This window comes from Verrucomicrobiota bacterium, assembly GCA_016871535.1.
Classification (GTDB): Bacteria; Verrucomicrobiota; Verrucomicrobiia; order Limisphaerales; family SIBE01; genus VHCZ01.
On sequence record VHCZ01000126.1, the window covers coordinates 1 to 17,325 of the forward strand.

Annotated in this window: 15 protein-coding genes; 5 read left to right on the forward strand and 10 right to left on the reverse strand. The window is 60.4% G+C overall.

What is annotated here, in order from left to right; genetic code table 11:
* Nucleotides 1-318: 318 nt before the first annotated feature.
* From FJ398_16305 to FJ398_16315, 3 genes are all read right to left on the reverse strand, one after another.
* Nucleotides 319-1,317, reverse strand: a complete 999-nt coding sequence (locus FJ398_16305) for an aldo/keto reductase (GenBank protein ID MBM3839496.1) — start codon at nt 1,315-1,317, stop codon at nt 319-321.
* A 110-nt stretch (nt 1,318-1,427) separates the two neighbouring features.
* The gene (locus FJ398_16310; GenBank protein ID MBM3839497.1) at nt 1,428-1,874 is read right to left on the reverse strand and encodes a transporter; all 447 of its coding nucleotides are present in this window, start codon (nt 1,872-1,874) and stop codon (nt 1,428-1,430) included.
* Between the two features lie 115 nt (nt 1,875-1,989).
* Nucleotides 1,990-2,808 carry a sugar phosphate isomerase/epimerase gene (locus FJ398_16315; protein ID MBM3839498.1) on the reverse strand — a complete coding sequence of 273 codons (819 nt, stop codon included), beginning with the start codon at nt 2,806-2,808 and terminating at the stop codon, nt 1,990-1,992.
* Between the two features lie 318 nt (nt 2,809-3,126).
* Here FJ398_16315 and FJ398_16320 point away from each other — a divergent pair, with 318 nt between their 5' ends.
* Nucleotides 3,127-4,623, forward strand: coding sequence for a serine hydrolase (locus FJ398_16320; protein ID MBM3839499.1), 1,497 nt, complete (start codon nt 3,127-3,129; stop codon nt 4,621-4,623).
* A 37-nt stretch (nt 4,624-4,660) separates the two neighbouring features.
* On the opposite strand, the gene FJ398_16325 is transcribed toward FJ398_16320, so the two are convergent.
* Nucleotides 4,661-4,849 carry a hypothetical protein gene (locus tag FJ398_16325; GenBank protein ID MBM3839500.1) on the reverse strand — a complete coding sequence of 63 codons (189 nt, stop codon included), beginning with the start codon at nt 4,847-4,849 and terminating at the stop codon, nt 4,661-4,663.
* Nucleotides 4,850-5,328: 479 nt separating this feature from the next.
* Nucleotides 5,329-5,670 (reverse strand): AbrB/MazE/SpoVT family DNA-binding domain-containing protein, encoded by a 342-nt coding sequence (locus FJ398_16330; GenBank protein ID MBM3839501.1) that lies wholly within the window; start codon nt 5,668-5,670, stop codon nt 5,329-5,331.
* An 86-nt stretch (nt 5,671-5,756) separates the two neighbouring features.
* On the opposite strand from FJ398_16330, the gene FJ398_16335 reads away from it, so the two are divergent.
* Complete coding sequence (locus FJ398_16335) at nt 5,757-6,944, forward strand: beta-lactamase family protein (GenBank protein MBM3839502.1); 1,188 nt, start codon at nt 5,757-5,759, stop codon at nt 6,942-6,944.
* 250 nt (nt 6,945-7,194) lie between these two features.
* Here the strand turns inward: FJ398_16335 and FJ398_16340 are convergent, their stop codons facing one another.
* The gene (locus FJ398_16340; protein MBM3839503.1) at nt 7,195-8,472 is read right to left on the reverse strand and encodes a hypothetical protein; all 1,278 of its coding nucleotides are present in this window, start codon (nt 8,470-8,472) and stop codon (nt 7,195-7,197) included.
* 256 nt (nt 8,473-8,728) lie between these two features.
* Complete coding sequence (locus tag FJ398_16345) at nt 8,729-10,135, reverse strand: DUF4038 domain-containing protein (GenBank protein MBM3839504.1); 1,407 nt, start codon at nt 10,133-10,135, stop codon at nt 8,729-8,731.
* 456 nt (nt 10,136-10,591) lie between these two features.
* Here FJ398_16345 and FJ398_16350 point away from each other — a divergent pair, with 456 nt between their 5' ends.
* A complete protein-coding gene (locus tag FJ398_16350) occupies nt 10,592-11,755 on the forward strand; it encodes a hypothetical protein (protein ID MBM3839505.1) in 1,164 nt (387 codons plus the stop codon).
* 8 nt (nt 11,756-11,763) lie between these two features.
* A complete protein-coding gene (locus FJ398_16355; GenBank protein MBM3839506.1) occupies nt 11,764-13,251 on the forward strand; it encodes a M81 family metallopeptidase in 1,488 nt (495 codons plus the stop codon).
* On the opposite strand, the gene FJ398_16360 is transcribed toward FJ398_16355, so the two are convergent.
* Nucleotides 13,241-13,648: a hypothetical protein gene (locus tag FJ398_16360; GenBank protein ID MBM3839507.1), complete on the reverse strand. Its 408-nt coding sequence runs from the start codon at nt 13,646-13,648 to the stop codon at nt 13,241-13,243. The genes FJ398_16355 and FJ398_16360 overlap by 11 nt on opposite strands.
* Here FJ398_16360 and FJ398_16365 point away from each other — a divergent pair.
* Nucleotides 13,620-15,230: a hypothetical protein gene (locus FJ398_16365; GenBank protein ID MBM3839508.1), complete on the forward strand. Its 1,611-nt coding sequence runs from the start codon at nt 13,620-13,622 to the stop codon at nt 15,228-15,230. The genes FJ398_16360 and FJ398_16365 overlap by 29 nt on opposite strands.
* A gap of 13 nt (nt 15,231-15,243) precedes the next feature.
* On the opposite strand, the gene FJ398_16370 is transcribed toward FJ398_16365, so the two are convergent.
* Together FJ398_16370 and FJ398_16375 are read right to left on the reverse strand one after the other, a co-directional pair.
* Complete coding sequence (locus FJ398_16370; GenBank protein ID MBM3839509.1) at nt 15,244-16,620, reverse strand: DUF1080 domain-containing protein; 1,377 nt, start codon at nt 16,618-16,620, stop codon at nt 15,244-15,246.
* A 299-nt stretch (nt 16,621-16,919) separates the two neighbouring features.
* Nucleotides 16,920-17,099, reverse strand: coding sequence for a hypothetical protein (locus FJ398_16375; GenBank protein ID MBM3839510.1), 180 nt, complete (start codon nt 17,097-17,099; stop codon nt 16,920-16,922).
* Nucleotides 17,100-17,325 lie beyond the last annotated feature (226 nt).

A 17,325-nucleotide genomic window follows, 5' to 3' on the forward strand; every position in this document is an offset into this window, starting at 1 on the left:
TTGTCCGTGGCCTGCGTTGGCTCGGTCCTTACAGCCCGCGTTGGGGATGCTCGGACCTCGCCGCCTTGGCCACAGCCAAAATCCCTCGCCGCAGGACCCCGCGCAATTTTCGGACACGCTCTAAGGGTCTGTGCAAAAATAACTTCCGGTTTTGGCGGGAGCGCCGCCTGGCCGGATGCAAGGCTCGAGGAGGGAGCATCCCCGTTTTGGGGCTGTGACCGACGAGCAACGCCGCAGCCGGCCAGGCGCCGCCCCGCCCCGGAGGGCTGGGGCGATTTCGCTTTCTGGCTTCGTTTCTCCTCAGTCGCAGAGCCCTGGCTATGCTCCTTCGTCGTGCCTCGCCAGAAAGCGAAATCGCCTCCAGCAAAACCGGAATTTATTTTTGCACAGACCCTTCGCCAGGCCCTCGGCGTGCCCCACGTTCTTAACCGGCTCGAAAATCTTGAGCACCTCCCTTAGGAGTTCCTCGTCAACCGGCTCTTCAATCCATTTCGCCCACTGACGGATGTTTTCCGGATTCGCAGACCCGGCAATCGTGGTGGTGATGCCGGGATGAGCGACGGAGAATTGCAGCGCGAGTTTGGCGATATCGACGCCTTTCCTGGCGCAATGCTCGGCCGCCTGGCGCGCCGCGGCTTTGACGCTTTCCGGTTCCTTCAGCCACTTGGGCAGCAGCGCCTTGGTGAGCAACCGCGCCGAGAACGGCCCGGCGTTCATGACGCCGACTCCTTTGGCTTTGAGATAGGGCACCAGCTCGTCTGCGAACCGTGTGTTCTGCAGCGTGTATTGGTTGTAGCTGAGCACGCAATCCACGCTCGTTTGGTCGAGGATGAATTTGAAGATTTTCATCGGATAGCCGCTGAACCCGATGAATCGGACCTTGCCCTGGTCGCGGACCTTGCGCAGCGCCGGCAGCGTTTCATCCACGATTTCCTGCATCTCCACAAATTCAATGTCGTGGCAAAGGCAGATATCCAGGTGATCGACTCCCAGCCGGTGCAAACTCACATCCACGCTCTCGGCGACGCGTTTGGCGGAGAAATCGAAGTGCTGAAGGTCATAGCGCCCCAGTTTGGTGCAGATCAAATAGCGGTCGCGGGGCACGTCGCGCAGCGCCACGCCCAGCAAAACTTCCGACATGCCGCGCCCGTAAAACGGCGAAGTGTCGATAAAGTTGAGTCCGCAATCGAGCGCGACCTGCACGGATCGGATGGCCTCATCGAGCGTCACACGGCGAAATTCCTGGCCCAGCGAGGATGCGCCGAAGCTCAAGATCGGGAGTGGGAGGCCGGTGTTGCCAAGGATTCGAGTTTGCATGGGGGGAGAAGTGGTGAAGACCAGCGACTCAGAACGGATTACTGATCTCTGATTACTTTGGTTGCGGCGGAGCCTGGCGGAGCCGCGCAGGGTTCATTCGCGGTTTTTGATTACGCCGTTCGGCATCCCATCGTCAGCAGCACGTTGGCCCAAAGCGCCTGGTCGCCCGTCTGGATCGTCAGGACGTGGTCGGGTGAGTTGACGGCATTGTAGAAATCCCACTTTTGAATCGGCTCGAGCGGGAGCTTCAAGCGAGCGCCTTTGAGGATCGCTCGGTATTCGTTCCACACCGGGGGTTCGCCCTTCTGCGCGTAGGGATCGTCCAGCGGAATTCCCATCGTGTTCACCTTATCCACCGGGACAGCGCTCAACACCGCGCGCAGCACTTGCGCCACCGTGACAAGGCCGGGCGCCAAATTCAGACAGACCAGCTCGGCGTTCGGGCCGCGCTTGGTCCAAGCCGGATAATTGCCGTCGGCGATCAGGATCGTCGAGTGATGGCCCGCCCGGCCGAGCACTTCGTTGATCTGGGGATGAATCAGTTGGTGGTTGAGCATGTGGGCAGACTTTTAGTGACACGAAGTTCACGAATTTTCACGAATCTGAGCTTAGTGGTCATGGGCATTCAATACGTGCCAATTCGTGAAATTTCGTGTTCCCCACTTTTCACCCTCAAACTGCGAAGAGCCTTTTGTAAGCTTCCAGAGTCTGTTTAGCAGCTTCTTCAGCGTCCGGCAAAGGCATGACCTCGGCCGAAACGTAGCCGGCGTAACCGATATCGCGCAGCGCTTGCACAATCGGCTTCATATCCGTGTGCCCGAACCCCACCGCTTGCCGGTTGCTGTCCACGAAATGAATGTGGCCGAGCTTGTTGCCGGCGAGCCGCAACGCGCCCGCGATGTCCGTTTCTTCGATGTTCATGTGGAAGAGATCGCAAAGCAGCTTCACGTTTTGGGTTCGCAACGGTTTCAGGAACTCCCGCGTGTCCGCGACCCGATTGAACAGGTTCGTTTCGTATCGATTCAGCGGTTCGAACAACAAAGGCACGCCCTGGGCATGGGCGCGCGGGCCGAGTTGCTCCAGGGCATCCGCCAGCCAGGCCAGCGATTGTTCGCGCGTGACGCCGTCGCCCCAGCGGCCTTGCATCGAACCAATGATGGCTGGCGCGCCAAAGCCTCCCGCCAGGTCGATGATGCCCGCAACGAAATCCCTGGCGCGCCGGCGATTCGTGGCGTCGGGATCCGTCAATCTCAACCTGTGCGCCAACCAACCGGCGCCCGAGCCCATCCCTGCGAGCTGCAACTGGTGAGTTTCCAGAAGGTGTTTGAGTTGTTTGGCGTCGAATTCAACAGCAGAACGCGGAAAAACCTCGACCGCATCGAAACCGAACGCGGCCGCCTTCGCGCAACCACCGGCCAGATCCTCCCCAAAAACAAACGGCCCGCCTTTGGCTTCAGGCACCAGCGAAATCGTGATCGCACAGCGGATCATGGCGGACGGGACTTAACCACGAATGCCGCCAACGCGGCAAGTGGCAACCTTGCCATGGGTGCGATTAAAAGTGTCGGTCGGTCGCGATTCGACTCCCTCTCCTCGCGAGGAACGAGTGGGGAGAGAGCTGGAGAGAAGGGTTTCTTGGAAAAGCGAAATCGGACGCACCTCCTCTCCCCAGCCCTCTCCTCCCTTGGGGAAGAGAGCGAGAAGACGTCGTGGACCGATAGTTTGAATCGCGCCCAGCGCAACCATAGAGACGCGAATTCCGTTGGTGACAACCTCCTTCAAGCCAAGTAACAAACGCGCGGACCTCCTATGAAAAACTTACTGCATTTTGTCCTGTTCCTGGCCGGAATTCTGACCGCGGGGCAAGCGGCCCATTCCCTGCCGCGCAGCGCTCCCGAAGCACAGGGTGTTTCCTCCGCCGCGCTGTTGGACTTCGTAACCACCCTGGACCAGCAGATCGAGGGCCTGCACAGCTTGATGGTCGCGCGCCACGGCCACGTGATTGCCGAGGGGTGGTGGGCGCCTTACGACGCCACGCACAATCATGTGCTCTATTCCTTGAGCAAAAGCTTCACTTCCACCGCGGTTGGCTTCGCCGTGGCGGAGGGCAAATTGAGCCTCGACGACGAAGTCCTGAAATTTTTTCCCGACGCCGCGCCGACGAACGCGAGCAACAATCTCAAGGCAATGCGCGTGCGCGATCTGCTCATCATGTCCACCGGTCATCAGGACGAACCGCCGACGGCGCCTGATGTCATGTCGCCAAAGTCGTTTTTCGCGCAGGCCGTGCCGCATCTGCCAGGCACGCACTTCAAATACAACACCGCCGCCACGTTCATGCAGTCGGCGATTGTCCAGAAGGGTACCGGCCAATCCGTGCTCGATTTTCTCCGGCCGCGCCTGTTCCAGCCGCTGGGCATCGAGCATCCGGTGTGGGACACGAACTTCCAGGGTATTTCGCTGGGCGGTTACGGCTTGCGCGTGCGCACGGAGGACATCGCGAAGTTCGGCCAGCTTCATTTGCAGAAGGGCCGGTGGAATGGGAAGCAATTGCTTCCGGCCGAATGGGTCGCGATCGCCACGGCGAAGCAGACGTCAAACGGCAGCAATCCGACCAGCGATTGGAATCAAGGTTACGGCTTTCAATTCTGGCGCTGCCGGCACAACGCTTATCGCGGCGACGGCGCCTTCGGACAATATTGCGTGGTCATGCCGGAGCAGGATGCCGTGATCGCGATCACGAGCGGCGTCAAGGATATGCAGGCAGTGTTGAACGTGATTTGGGACAAACTGCTGCCGGCGATGCAAGGGCGGCGGTTGAAGGCCAACCCGCCCGCAAGCGAGAAACTGAAGGACAAGCTGGCGCATCTCGAAGTTCGCCCCGCGCAAGGCTCGCCCACTTCTCCGCTGGCCGCCAAAGTTCTGAACCGCAAGCTTGTTTTCCCCGCGAACGAACAGAAGGTCGAAACCATCACGCTAACCTCGACCGATTCCGGCAAGACCCTGACCTTCACATCTCGCATCGACGGCAAAGTAGTGGCGATTCCGTGCAGCCATCAGGATTGGAAGAAGGGACGCTCGCTGCTCTTCGGCGCCCGGCTCTCCCAGTTTTTGGACGAACCGGTGGCGGGCACATTTGCCTGGAGGGGCGACAACACTTGCGTGATCAAATCCTGTGCCTACGAGACGCCCTTCCACACGACGCTCACGCTGAAGTTTGACGGGAGCCAGGTGACGTTGGACTCGGAAGCCAACGTGGCTTTCGGCCCGACCTCACGGCCGCAGTTGATTGGCCGGGTGGAATGAGACTCGATGGGAAGAAGTCTGTGCTCATAGTGGAAAATCAGAGCGGATTCTCGGCAATGCCGCTGGCCCAAGACTTTTTGGCGAGGTCGTCATCCAGAGTCGCGAGCTTGAGGCCGTGACTGGCCGCCAATCGCACGAGGTGGGCGTCGGTGACATCCTTGCTGGACGAAATTGCCGGGAGGGAATCCGCCTGCGTCGCGTCAGTCAGGAATCGGTGGGACTTCATTCGCACGATGGCTGAAAGGGCGGTCCGCGCATCCGCCAATGACGCACCGTAAGCTGAGATCATGCTGACGCGGACAAATCCCATCTGAGAGCGTGTCCGAAAATTCCGCGGGGTCCTGTTTTCGCGCCAAAGGCCGGATGGCGAGGCGCAACGAAGGAGAATATCCTCCCTGGATCTTCGACTGAGGAGCAACGAAGCCAGGCGGCCTTTGGCGCGAAAACCCTCCGGGCGGCGGGTCTTTTGTCCGTGGCCTGCGTTGGCTCGGTCCTTACAGCCCGCGTTGGGGATGCTCGGACCTCGCCGCCTTGGCCACAGCCAAAATCCCTCGCCGCAGGACCCCGCGCAATTTTCGGACACGCTCTGAGTGATCGGCGTCGTGGCAAAGACGGATGTCGAGTTCAACCAGCGGTTGGCGCGCCCATGATGCGCATGCCCGGACCAAGCGCAGGCCAGTAGAAGGTTCACATCCAAGAGATGGCTCACGGAAAGTTCTCGAGAATAGCTTTGACCCGCTCCGAGGTCATGGGCGGCGCACCCGGCGGCGCGACGAGCACGGGCCGTCCGAACTTTCCGCGCACGAGCTGGGCACGTTTGGGTTGATCGCGCTGCAGGATGAGCTTCTCGCCCTCAATGACGAAGGACACCTTATCACCCGGTTGGAGATGCAAAGCCTTGCGGAAACGATTGGGGATCACCAATTGGCCTTTGGTGGACAGCATTGCTCTACTCATGCGAGAAGTCTTACCCGTCTTACGGTCGGATTTCAAATCGGTTTCGAGCCGTGCCGGAGAGAACTGGGGGGAACTGGCTTGTGGAGTCATTCCCGGCTTTCCCGGCTAGAGCTAGAGTTGATTTGGTTGAGTAACACGATAGGCTCCGCACCATGAACACTCGTCCTTCACTTGCCATGCTTTCTCTTGTGTCCGCCCTGCTCGTCGCGACGCCCGCATTCGCCAAAGACCCGAAGCTCCCCGGTGTCGGCGCGGCCATGGAACAAATGATCGCGAAAAACGAGATCGCAGGCGCGGTGACCGTGGTCGTTGCCAAGAACAAAATTCTCCACCTTGAAACCACGGGCTTCGCCGACATCGCCGCCAAGCGGCCCATGAAACCGGACACGCTCTTCTGGATTGCCTCAATGACGAAGCCAATTACCGGCGTCGCGATTCTGATGCTTCAGGACGAAGGCAAGCTGAAGGTCTCCGATCCCGTCGCCAAATACTTGCCCGAATTTGTGACTCTCAAAACCCCTTCGGGCAAACCGGCCAATCTCACGATCACGCAAATCCTCACGCACACCTCCGGCCTGGGGGAAGCGAGCGGCCCGGCGGCGCAACAGGCCAAGACGCTGGCGGACCTGGTCCCAATCTGGCTCGCGGCGCCCATGAAGTATGAGACGGGCGAGAAGTGGCAATACACGCAGAGCGGGATCAACGCCGCCGCGCGCATCGTCGAGGTCGTGAGCGGGATGACCTTCGACGCGTTCCTCCAGAAGCGACTTTTCGATCCGCTCGGAATGAAGCACACCACTTTTTATTTGGATGCCGGGCATCGCGCCCAACTGGTCACCGCTTACAGCAAGAGCAAGGACACGGGAGCGCTCGAACCCGTGCCGCCCCGGCCGGAGTTCGGCCCGCGCGACAGACCGCCCCAGGGCAACGGCGGACTCTATTCCACGGCGCCTGACTACGCGCGACTCTGCCAGATGCTGCTCAACGGCGGGAAGCTGGGAGGCCGCCGCTATCTCAGCGCTGCGGCGATCAAGTTCCTCTCAACACCCCAAACCGGTGAATTGCCCACGGGCTTTTTCCAAAGCGATGCCTATGGCAAACACGGCCTGAATTACGGCTGGGGCCTTGGCACTTGTGTGCTGCGCGCCCCTCACGAGGGCGTCGCGGCGGTGCTTTCGCCCGGAACCTACGGCCACGGCGGCGCCTGGGGAACTCAAGCCTGGATCGATCCCGAGAAAGGCGCCGCGTATATCCTCATGGTGCAACGGTCGAACTTCCCCAACAGCGACGCCAGCGAAGTCCGCCGCGAGTTCCAACAAGCCGCCGCCAAAGCCCTCGCGAAGAACCGAGGTTCCTCAAAGTAGGGCAGGCTTCCAGCCTTGCCTCCCCCGCGGCGCACGAGAGGAATTCGTGTCGTGAGCGCTCGACCAGGAAAGCACTTCAACACTTGATCCGACGCCGCAAACTGGAATTGCTGCTGGCAGAACGGACGCGAGCCCCAGGAAAAACCAAGCACTGAGGCACCCAGTCGATCCAATCCCAAAGAATCAGCCGATGACGGCTGAGCGGCAGCTCAGCCCTACCAGCCAACGGAACCGTTTGGGTTAACACGCTTCAGCCCGCGTCCAGCAACGTAATGTGCCGGCCCAGATGCGCGGCCAGGACCTCCTTGTGCAAGGCTTCGTTGTTCCTCAGCGCCTCGATGATTCCCTCTTTGAAGGAGCGGCTCTTCGCGTTCTTACCCATCGTCAGCACCGACCCGAAGGTCACGTGGAGTATCTGGCGGCCCGCGTCCTGGTTCAGAAACACGTCCTCGCGTTCCTTGGGCGAGAGCGACGCCGGCTTCGGCACGTCGGTGAGCTTCGCCGAGATGTGATAGCTGGCGCGGTCCGTTTCAAAGCGGCCCAGAGAGAATTCAATGATCTCGGTGAACAGGTCGGAAGCGCATCGGGCCGCCACGCGGAGCGCTTCGAGGTAGCTGGTCCCCGCTGTCTTCACGTGCAAAAACGCGCCGCAGACTCGGCCCAGGATCGGATAGACTTTGAATTTGTCCGAGCCGCTATGGACGCTGATTTTGTAGGGGCCGCAAAACTTCGCGATCGCCACGTGCTGGCGCAGCATGGATTCAAACGCCTTGAGGTCGCCCTTGTAATCAATTCCTTTCTCGAATTCGCCGACGAAGCGCGGCGCAACGCTCACCGCCCGAACTCCGCGCCGCATCAATTCCAGGCCAATGAACAAATGTTCCTCCGGGCGGGTCGGGGTCTCGGTTTCATCGACGGACACTTCGATTTCAGCGCCGCGCGGCGGCTTGGCCTCTGAAATCCATTCCGCCATTTTCTGCGCGTGCGCGATAGCTTTGCCGTATTTGACTGCCGCCCGGTAAAGCGGTTCTTTTTCGGTGAAGCCAATCGGCGCGGCGTCCGGCAATTCATACGAATGCCTGAAATACAAACTTTCCAACTCCCGAACCGAGGCAAACGCGCCGCTCTGCACGACGTCTTCCACCGCCGCGATCAAATCTGAGCCTGACAAATGATCCGCCTGGTTCTGGACGAACGCGGACGGATCAATCGTGTAAAATGTGTAGCCTGCGGCGGCCAGATTGAAGACGTCTTCTTTCGTCTTCAAGTGATCCGCGTCCGCACCCCAGGCGCCGGCCCAGCTTTCTTGCTGAATGCCGCGTTGCGCCGCGGCCATGACTTCCTGCGGCGTGCGCTGCGTGCGGGTCATTTCGCGGACGGATTGTTGGGCGAAAATCGGAAGCAAATTGCCCTTGCCACAAGCGGCGATATGTCCGGCCGCGGCCAAGCCCAGGCGATCGCCGAAACCAAACGAACGGCGCAAGCCAAGCAAAGACGGTTGAGGGACGCCGGGATCAGAAGTCTTCATTCTGGATGTTGGAGGCAAAATCGTTCCAGCGTTAAAAGGTCAAAATGTTAAATCGGTTAAGAGCGTGTTTTGAAAATGGGTCGAACGGGCTACAAGCCCGTTTTCGGCGGCAACTTGCCGCCGAACATTGCGGCAGGCTGGTAGCCTGCCGCAACAGGCCACTGGCCTGTTCCACCCAAAAGGCATTTCCAAAACGCGCTCTACACGGGTCCAACCAGACTTCTGCCGGGCTAATCTCGAAGGAGTCGCTTTCACGTCACGGTCTCTTGGGAAAGACGTCAGGCCCGGAAGCCGGCGCGGTCGCGCCATCGAGGACCAGCACCCAGTCGTTGCCGCGGCCCGTCGAAGGCGGCGTGAATTGCCGCGCGCCCAGCGTGGGGAATTCGCCGTCCGACTTCCAGGCGCCATCACGCGGATTGAACCACTGCGCCTTGATCCGTGAGCCAGTGAATTTGCCCACGTTCACGGTGAAGGGCTTGCCCATCGGCGAATAGACGAAACCGAAACTGCGGTCGCTCGCCCCCGCGGCGCGAATGTGCTCCGCGCCTTCACCCGCTTCCGATGTCAGCAGCGATTGATCGGGAACCAGCTTCTGATAAGCGCGCGACTCGAAAAGCTTCCGCGCCAACCCGACCTGGAACGCGCCGGGATGATCGATTGCCTTGCGCCATTCGGTGCGCGCCGAGGAAATCGGCTTGCGATCCGATTGCCAGAACTGCCAGATGTCATGATTGCCGTAGGTGTGGCCACACGCCCCGGCCAGCAATGACCAGTACGCGGCTTGCCGCACGTCCCAATCGTCGAACCAGCCATTGGCGGGCTTCCAATTGATCGGGTGATCCTCGTAGCGCGGCTCGCCGTCCAGCGTCGGCTTGATCGGTGTCAGATTGTAGTTGGTGGAGGTCAGCGAATAGTTCGCGATGTTCGCGGCGGCGTGGCCGGACTGAAACATATTGAAATCAAGCCAATCGTCGCTGTGAAACCACTTCGAGGAATTGCCGCCGCCCTGGGGATGAAAAGTGATGAGGTGCTTGCCCCCGTCGCCTTTCTTCAATCCTTTCGCCATCGCCCGAATGATCGCGAGATGCAGATCGTTCTCCGGATTGCGGTCGCCGCCCAGAATCCAGATGACCGGCTTGTCCCGGTAGCGGCGGCCCAGAAAACGTCCGTACGCTTCGGCATTGGCGGGCGTGAATATTTCCGGACCGACGCCCCACTTCTTGTTCCATTTGTCGCCCCAGGTTGGAAGCATCCCGATGTAAAGTCCGAGGCGCTCGGCCTTGTCCACGACGTAATCGACCTCTTTGAAATAAGCTTCCACCGGTTTGGCGGGATCATTGTTTTGCAGCGGCAAATGGCCGTAGGCATTGGGAACCGTCAGCCCGTCGAACTCCGCGAGCACCACCGCCTGGATCACGTTGAAACCTTTCGCGACGCGGTTCGACAGATAGAAGTCCGCCTCCTCGCGTTTGAGGCGGTGGAACAACTCCCACGCCGTGTCGCCGAGGTAGAAAAACGGGGAACCGTCCTCTTTGACCAGGTAACGCTTGTTAGGGCTGACTTTCAGTTGGGGCGCGGCGGCGCCGGCTCTGCCGGTGAAAAGCAGGCAGGCAGTCGCAACAAAAACCAGAGACCCGACGAGTTGTCTCCCAATTCCTTTCATATGTGTCGTTGTTTTCGAGAAGGCGGATTAGACAACTTCCTCCAACTCCAGTCTAGCCTTACTTGCCGCTGGGAGGAGCGAGACGCAAATGAATTTCGAATGACTTACCCGCGCGGCATTCACAAAAGGCTCGCGAGCCGAAGCGCTCAGTGTCAAAAGCATTCCGTGAAGATCACGCAGATCGAACCAGGGCCCGCCGGAGGCGCCTGGTTTAGGCGTGGATTTGGATCCTGCGGTCTTCTCCCGGCCGGATCTCGCGATCCGATCTGTCGACGAGTGATTTGGGCAGCAGGAGCGCCGGCATCCTTGCCGGCCAGCGCAACAGATTGAAACGCGCCGGCAGGGATGCCAGCGCTCCAGACTCTTGGAAAGGAAGCCCGTGCCGCAAAAATCGCACACAAACACCCCTGCCCGCATGGACACTTCGGAAGCCGTGGCTTAGGTTGGGATACGATTATGATCTCGCTTCAACAGGCAGGGAAAGCAGGGCTCCGGGACGAAGCCGTGATCGCGGAGCGTTACGTGGGAGAAGTCGTCTATATCTATGCCTTCGATGTCGCTTACGAAATGGCGCGCCAGCCAGTTCGAAAGTTGCTGGGGCAGCCGGTCGCACAATTCGAGATGGACGCCAGCAAGCGGAGTCCGCGCCAGCTCTTCTTCTTCAAACCGCAAATGGCACGGTTGCCGTCGGTGGAACGCATCGGGCCGCGCGGACCGGTCCGAGTCGAGCGAACGGTGAAGTTGCTGCCCGTCGGGGCGATCAGCATCACCATCCGTGTCCCGTTTGCCGTGGACAGCATTGACGATCTGGTTTGCTATCACGATTTGGAATTCACCAGCGGGCCGTTGCACGAGGAAGCCCGACGCCTGGCCGAAGAAATTCGGAGCGAGCTTGCCTCCCACTACATTCGCCCCGTCAAGAAGCTCGAAGAGGAGGAAGCCTACACGGTCTTCTGCATCGAAGCCCCCTTGCGCGGCGCCGAAGGCACGCCCGTGAGCGCGGAAGAATGGCTGCGCCTGCATCGCCGCCAGGTCGCGGCCTTGCTCACGCAGGAACCTAAAATCGACCGGCTCTCGAAACAGGAATCGGACGAATCCACGGCGCGGCACCTCAGTTACTATGAAAACGACCTCGCCGTCATCGACTGGGACGCGGCGCTGATCGTCGATGAGCTGGGCAATTTCGATGAAACGCTTTATGTGATGGAGCTGGCCAATTTGCAACTGGCCGAGCTCGAAGCGTACGACCGCTTGCTCGACGACGCGCTGGAACGGTCGTATCGAGATCTGGGCGAGCAACCGCTGCGCCGCCGCCGCCACGTGTTGCGCGAACTGCGGGAACTCCGGATCGACATGGCGCGCTTCAGCGATGAACTCTCGAACATCACGAAGTTTTTCGGCGACTGGCACCTGGCGCGTCTTTACGAGTGCATTTCGGCCCGCTTCCACCTCGCGGATTGGCATCGCACCATCGATGAAAAGCTCAAGACCCTCGACGACCTCTACCAATTGTTGCAGCACGACCACATCAACCGTTGGATGCTGATTCTGGAGACGACGATCGTGCTGTTGTTCATCGTGGACCTGGTGCTGCTTCTCCTGGGCTTGCAGCGCGGGTAACTTCTGAAATGAAAAAGCGCGTGCTGATCGCGGGCCTTTTCCATGAAACGAACACTTTCGTCGAACAACCCACCTGCCTGTCGGATTTCCAAATTCGGCGGGGCGACGAATTGCTGGGCGGGGCCGGCGACAGTTCGCCGCTGGGCGGCGCGTTGGAAGCCGCCGCTGGATTCGGCTGGACGGCTCTCCCAACGGTAGATTTTCGCGCCGCGCCCGGCGGAGTTGTCGAAGACCACGTCATCGAAGCTTTCTGGAGCGAGTTCCGTCGGTTTACCGAGCCTCAACTCGCGAAGGGCGTGGACGCCGTTTACCTGGTGCTGCACGGCGCGATGGTTTCGGAATCCATCCCCGACGTGGAAGGCGAAATTCTGGAACGAATTCGGCGCTTCCCTGCCCTGGCGCGTGTTCCGGTTTTCGGTGTGTTCGATCTGCACGCGAATTTCACGCAACGGATGGCTGACCACTCGAACGGCCTGGTAGCGTATCGCGAGAATCCGCACACGGACGCCCGGGAAGCGGCGCAGCGCGCGGCGGGCTTGCTGGAAAAATGTTTCGCGACCGGGAGGATTCCGTGGACGTACTGGCAGCATCCGCCGATCATCTGGCCGCCCACGGGGACGGGGACGGCCCACGATCCTATGCGTGCCCTCCAGGCGCTCGCGCGCCACCTGGAGGCCGAGTGTGAAGAAGTTTGGACGGTGAACGTCGCAGCCGGTTTTTCCTTCGCCGACATCCCAGACACCGGCGTGAGTCTTTCCATCGTGACCACCGGCGCCGAATCGGACGCGCGCGCCCGACTCGATCAACTCGCCCGGTTCGCATGGAAGAATCGAGCGCAGGGAAATGTGCTGGCACCTGCGGTCGAGGCCGTGATGCCTGAGATCCTCTCCGCTTCGGGCCTCACGGTCTTGGCGGAGCCTTCCGACAACATTGGCGCCGGCGCTCCCGGCGACGGCACAGGACTGCTCCGCGCGTTGGCCAAATACGGCGTGCGCAATGCCGCAATCGCGATCAATGACCTTGAATCGGTGCGCAAACTTTGGGAGGCGCCCCTCGGGACCAGGATGACACTGTCCGTTGGCGGGAAAGGGAGCACGCTGGATGCGGGGCCTCTCGAATTGGGTGTCCAGCTCGTTTCACGCAGCGACGGCAAATTTCAACTTGAGGACAAACATAGCCATCTGGCCTCGATGGCGGGCGATTCGTTTGACATGGGGCCATGCACCGTGGTGCGGCACGAAGGAATTCTGATTCTGCTGACCAGCCGGAGAACGCCGCCGTTCGATCTCGGGCAGTGGCGCAGCCAGGGAATCCAGCCAGAGAAACTGTCCGTCATCGCGGTCAAAGCCGCGGTGGCGCATCGGCGCGCTTACGATCCCATCGCCGCGAGAATGTTCTGGGTGGACACGCCCGGCCCGTGCCGCAGCAACCTTTGGGCGCTCCCTTATCGGCGCGTGCGCCGGCCGGTTTATCCGCTGGACCAAGTTACAGCCTGACCGTGTCTGTTCCGGACCATTGGGGAGCGCACGCGCCTCGCGTGCTGTGGTCGGCGCCCTCGCCGGCGACAAGTCTTCCGTCCGAGTACGCGATCGTTAGATGAGATGGTTTCCTCGACGGTCCGACCGGCGAGGGCGCCGGTCGGGACACGCGGGGGCGCGTGTGCTCCCCAATTGGACGCATGGCCGGGAAAAGAGGCGTGACGTCGTTGTTGACGTTGTCGTTCCCGGCTGCGGCGGGAAAAATGATGCCGGCGAGCCGGACGCTGTTGATGGCGTCGCGGAACGCGGCCGAGTTGAAGGTGTAGCTGCCGAAGCTGGCGTTGATGATTCTCGCGCCTTTGCGGCGGGCGTAATCAACGCACTCGATGGCGTCCGAGATCGAAGCTTGCGCCATTCCGTTCAATTTCGGCGGCCCTCAGCCGGAGACGACCTATCCCTTGCCCGCGAACGCCGAAGCCACGTTCAATTACCTGGGCAGCGGTTCGTGGGAATCGACGCGCAATCTGCGCCGGAGCGGAAGCGGCGGTTTTTTGCCGTGGACGATCGTGGCTTCGGTTGCGCCGCGGCGATTGATCTACGCGCACGAATTCAGTTGGGACCGCGAGCGCGATCCGGTGTGGAAACGGCTGCAAAAGGTCTTCGGCTTTTACGAAGCGTCGGAGAATCTCGCCTTCACGCACGGCGGCGGTTTGCTCCAGGGACAGCCGCCCGAAGCCACGCATTGCAACAACGTCGGCGCCGTGCATCGTAAAATGATTCACCCGGCGCTGGAGCGCTGGTTTGGCATCTCCGTTCCGCAAGAATACCAGCAACGCCGCGCCCCTGAAGAACTCCTATGCCTGGCGCCACAAATCAAAGCTCGCCCCCTTCATGAAATCTACACGGAGATCGGCGCGGGTCGCGCCAACGCCTTCCGCGCTCAGCTTTCCAGGCTGAGCCGCAGACAGCAGTTGCGGCTCTTGCGCGAGCGCTGGGCCGGCTTGCTCGGCGAAATCGAGCCGCGAGTCCCCAGAGTGCTGATGCGGGAGTCTCAAGGTAGGGCGAGCCTGTCTCCAGCGAGCCGAATCGGACGTATTCCAGGCCCATCAAGCGGCTCGCCGGGACGGACTCGCCCTACCTCCATGGGGCGGGATCAAATCCAACTTGAACGCATTGTCCTGGAATCCGAACCCGGCGTCCTGCTGCCGCTGGTGCTCGCGTTGCCGAAGGCGCAAAAAGCGAAACCGCCCGTGGTCGTCGCCGTTTCGCAACACGGCAAAGCATTCTTCCTGGCCGAGCGCGCCGAGACGATCGCGCAATTGCTCGAAAGGGGAATTGCCGTTTGCATGCCCGACGTTCGCGGCACCGGTGAAACCAGTGTGCCCGGCTCCCGGCAACCCCGCAGCGAAGCCACTTCGATTTCCGCCACCGAACTGATGTTGGGCCGGACCTTGCTGGGATCGCGCTTGCAGGATCTCCGAACAATTCTCCGCTATCTGAAAACACGACGCGACCTAGCCGCAAAACATCTGGCGCTCTGGGGCGACTCCTTCGCGTCCACGAATCCCACCGGTTTCGCCGATCCGCTCATCGATGAAGGCGAACCTCCACGCCAATCTGAACCAGTCGGCGGTTTGCTGGCGCTCTTCGGCGCCTTGTTCGAGGACGACGTTCGGGCCGTCGCAGCCAGCGGCACGCTTGCCGGTTACCAAGCCGTGCTCCGCGACCGGTTTTGCTATGTCCCTCACGACGCCATTGTCCCCGGAGCGCTGACGGCAGGCGATCTGAACGATGTGGCGGCGGCCCTGGCCCCGCGTCCGCTGCGTCTCTCGCGATTGATCGACGGCCGCAACGTGATGATGATGCCGGAAAACGCGAGGGCGCTTTTCGAGACAACTCGCAAAGCCTACGCGCCCGCCAGCGCTCAATTCCTTCTCCAGCCTCCGTCCGAAGGCGATCTGGCTACGTGGATGATCGGAGCGCTGGAAGCCCGCTAACCAACTATGTTCGCTACTCGCTCAACCGTTTGATCCGGATATTGCGGAATTGAACAGGATCGCTGTGCCCGGCGAAACCGAAATGGCCCGAAGCCAGATCCTTGCCGGGATGCGGATTGTTGTCCATGAACTCCGAGACCTTGCTCAGGTCAGTATTCAAGATGACCGCGCCGTTGAGTTCCACCTTGATCGTCGAACCTCTCACAGTGACTTCCTGGAAGTTCCATTGCCCGATCGGATGCTGGTAGCCCCGGTGTGCGGGGACCATGCCGTAGGCCGAGCCGTGGGCCTGCCTGGCATCGATCTTCCCGCGCACCTGCTCGTAGTTGTCGTCGAGGACTTGGAGTTCGCACATGCCCGCGTAAGCCGGATCGCCTTTGCCCGGATACCGAATTGCCAGGCCGTTGTTGCCGCCCGGTGGAAGTTTGAACTCCAGGCGAGCGACAAAATCCTTGAACTCGTCCTTGGTGTAGATGGTGCCGCCTTTGCTCGGCTTGCAAATGATCGTGCCGTCCTTCACTTCATAATTCTCAACGGGCCCGGCCCAGCCATCGAAGTTCTGGCCATTGAACGCGGACTTGAATCCCGGTTCCTGGTGCCGGGCCAGGATCGCGTTCGCTTCGTCCGAAGGGATTTCCCGCAGGAAGATGTTGCGCCAGCGGATTTCGCCGCCGTGGGTCTGCAACTGGATTGGACCTTTCTTCGGCACCGGGCGCCGCTGCTCCGGTTTGAGCGATTTGTCGTTCTTGTCGTAGTAATTCTCCAGGATGGCATGGTCCACTACGAGTTTGTCGTTCAACCAGATGCTGACCCGCGAGCCGACCATGATGATGCGGAATTTGTTCCATTCGCCGAACGGTTTGTCTGCGAGCACGAGCGGGTCCTTGCCCGGCGCGCCCGGACTGTTGTTCCAGAGGCCGCCGCTGCCTTTGTTGGCGCCGTTCCTGAACTCTTTTTCGTTGGTGTGATCCCAGATCTGGACTTGCGGCACGCCGCGCAGGTAAATCCCGCTGTCGGCCTTGGGGACGGTCTTGTAATCGATCAGGAACTCGAAATCGCCGTAATCCTTTTCCGTCGTGGCGTAGGCACCGTAGCCGTCGTTGACCAGCTCGCCGTTCTCGGCGCGCCAATGTTCCCGCATGGTTTGGGTCCATTTGGCGATCTGCGCGTTGCGCTGGTCTTCGGGCAGGGCGAGCAGCTTGCGGTGGTCGAACGTCTCGCCGCCTCGCCAGCCTGCTAAATCCTTCCCATTGGATAGCGCTGTGAAACCTTTGGGCGGCTCCGCCGAGAAACCGGTCAACGTGCAAAGGCTTGCAGCCAGGCACACCGATTTGAGCAATCCGGGGGATGAAAAGAGGCGCGATGCGGTGAAAATAGAACGTGTTTTCATATGGTGATGGCCGATCTTGGGCTTCGCCGCCTCAGAAACGCAAGCCAAACAGTAACCCTTCAGGCAGCGATTGAAGGAGACGCCGCCTCTCACGCATCATGCATTACGTTTTACGTATCACGTGTCAGGCATGACGGAAGGCAAGGCCTGCCAGTACGCAAAAATAGGGCGACTCCGTAACCGAACCGCCCTAGCCTCCCTTCTTTGAAGCAACAAGAGATTTATGGATGGAATTACGATTGCGATTCCTTGCTGAGCACTGGCCATGCCGTCCTCGACTTTGAGAACTGACGTCTCGTTCAAACCATCTGAAGGAATCTTGCCGGTCGAACCATGGCCACGCCGAAAGGTTTTTCCAGAGCCAGCAGGTCCTTGTCATAGGTGACCATCAGTGTGGCCTTAGCCGCCAGTGCAGCCCTCAGATAGATGTCATCTTGCAGGTCCCTGCTTCGCTTCTTGCCCAACGGAACCGGTTCCACAAGACGGAGCTTTTCGAGATACCAGGTTAATCGCGCGACCGCATTGTGCCGGGGTTGCTCCTGGCGAATGATCCTTAGTGGTCCATTTCATAAATACGCTCACGTTCGCGGCAAGGGATTTTTCGGCCAGACGAGGCGCGAGCGACGAGCATATCCCGAAGTGGATCTGTAAGGAGCAAGCAACGAAGTCTGGCGAAAAAGAACTGCCGCCCTTCGGGTTGCGCCG

Coding starts and splice junctions, on each gene's coding strand:
- FJ398_16355 (MBM3839506.1), top strand. CDS start 11,764: ATGAAAAAGCGCGTGCTGATCGCGGGCCTTTTCCATGAAACGAACACT.
- FJ398_16350 (MBM3839505.1), top strand. CDS start 10,592: ATGATCTCGCTTCAACAGGCAGGGAAAGCAGGGCTCCGGGACGAAGCC.
- FJ398_16315 (MBM3839498.1), bottom strand. CDS start 2,808: ATGATCCGCTGTGCGATCACGATTTCGCTGGTGCCTGAAGCCAAAGGC.
- FJ398_16345 (MBM3839504.1), bottom strand. CDS start 10,135: ATGAAAGGAATTGGGAGACAACTCGTCGGGTCTCTGGTTTTTGTTGCG.
- FJ398_16340 (MBM3839503.1), bottom strand. CDS start 8,472: ATGAAGACTTCTGATCCCGGCGTCCCTCAACCGTCTTTGCTTGGCTTG.
- FJ398_16335 (MBM3839502.1), top strand. CDS start 5,757: ATGCTTTCTCTTGTGTCCGCCCTGCTCGTCGCGACGCCCGCATTCGCC.
- FJ398_16365 (MBM3839508.1), top strand. CDS start 13,620: ATGGCGTCCGAGATCGAAGCTTGCGCCATTCCGTTCAATTTCGGCGGC.
- FJ398_16370 (MBM3839509.1), bottom strand. CDS start 16,620: ATGAAAACACGTTCTATTTTCACCGCATCGCGCCTCTTTTCATCCCCC.
- FJ398_16305 (MBM3839496.1), bottom strand. CDS start 1,317: ATGCAAACTCGAATCCTTGGCAACACCGGCCTCCCACTCCCGATCTTG.
- FJ398_16325 (MBM3839500.1), bottom strand. CDS start 4,849: ATGAAGTCCCACCGATTCCTGACTGACGCGACGCAGGCGGATTCCCTC.
- FJ398_16330 (MBM3839501.1), bottom strand. CDS start 5,670: ATGACTCCACAAGCCAGTTCCCCCCAGTTCTCTCCGGCACGGCTCGAA.
- FJ398_16310 (MBM3839497.1), bottom strand. CDS start 1,874: ATGCTCAACCACCAACTGATTCATCCCCAGATCAACGAAGTGCTCGGC.
- FJ398_16360 (MBM3839507.1), bottom strand. CDS start 13,648: ATGGCGCAAGCTTCGATCTCGGACGCCATCGAGTGCGTTGATTACGCC.
- FJ398_16320 (MBM3839499.1), top strand. CDS start 3,127: ATGAAAAACTTACTGCATTTTGTCCTGTTCCTGGCCGGAATTCTGACC.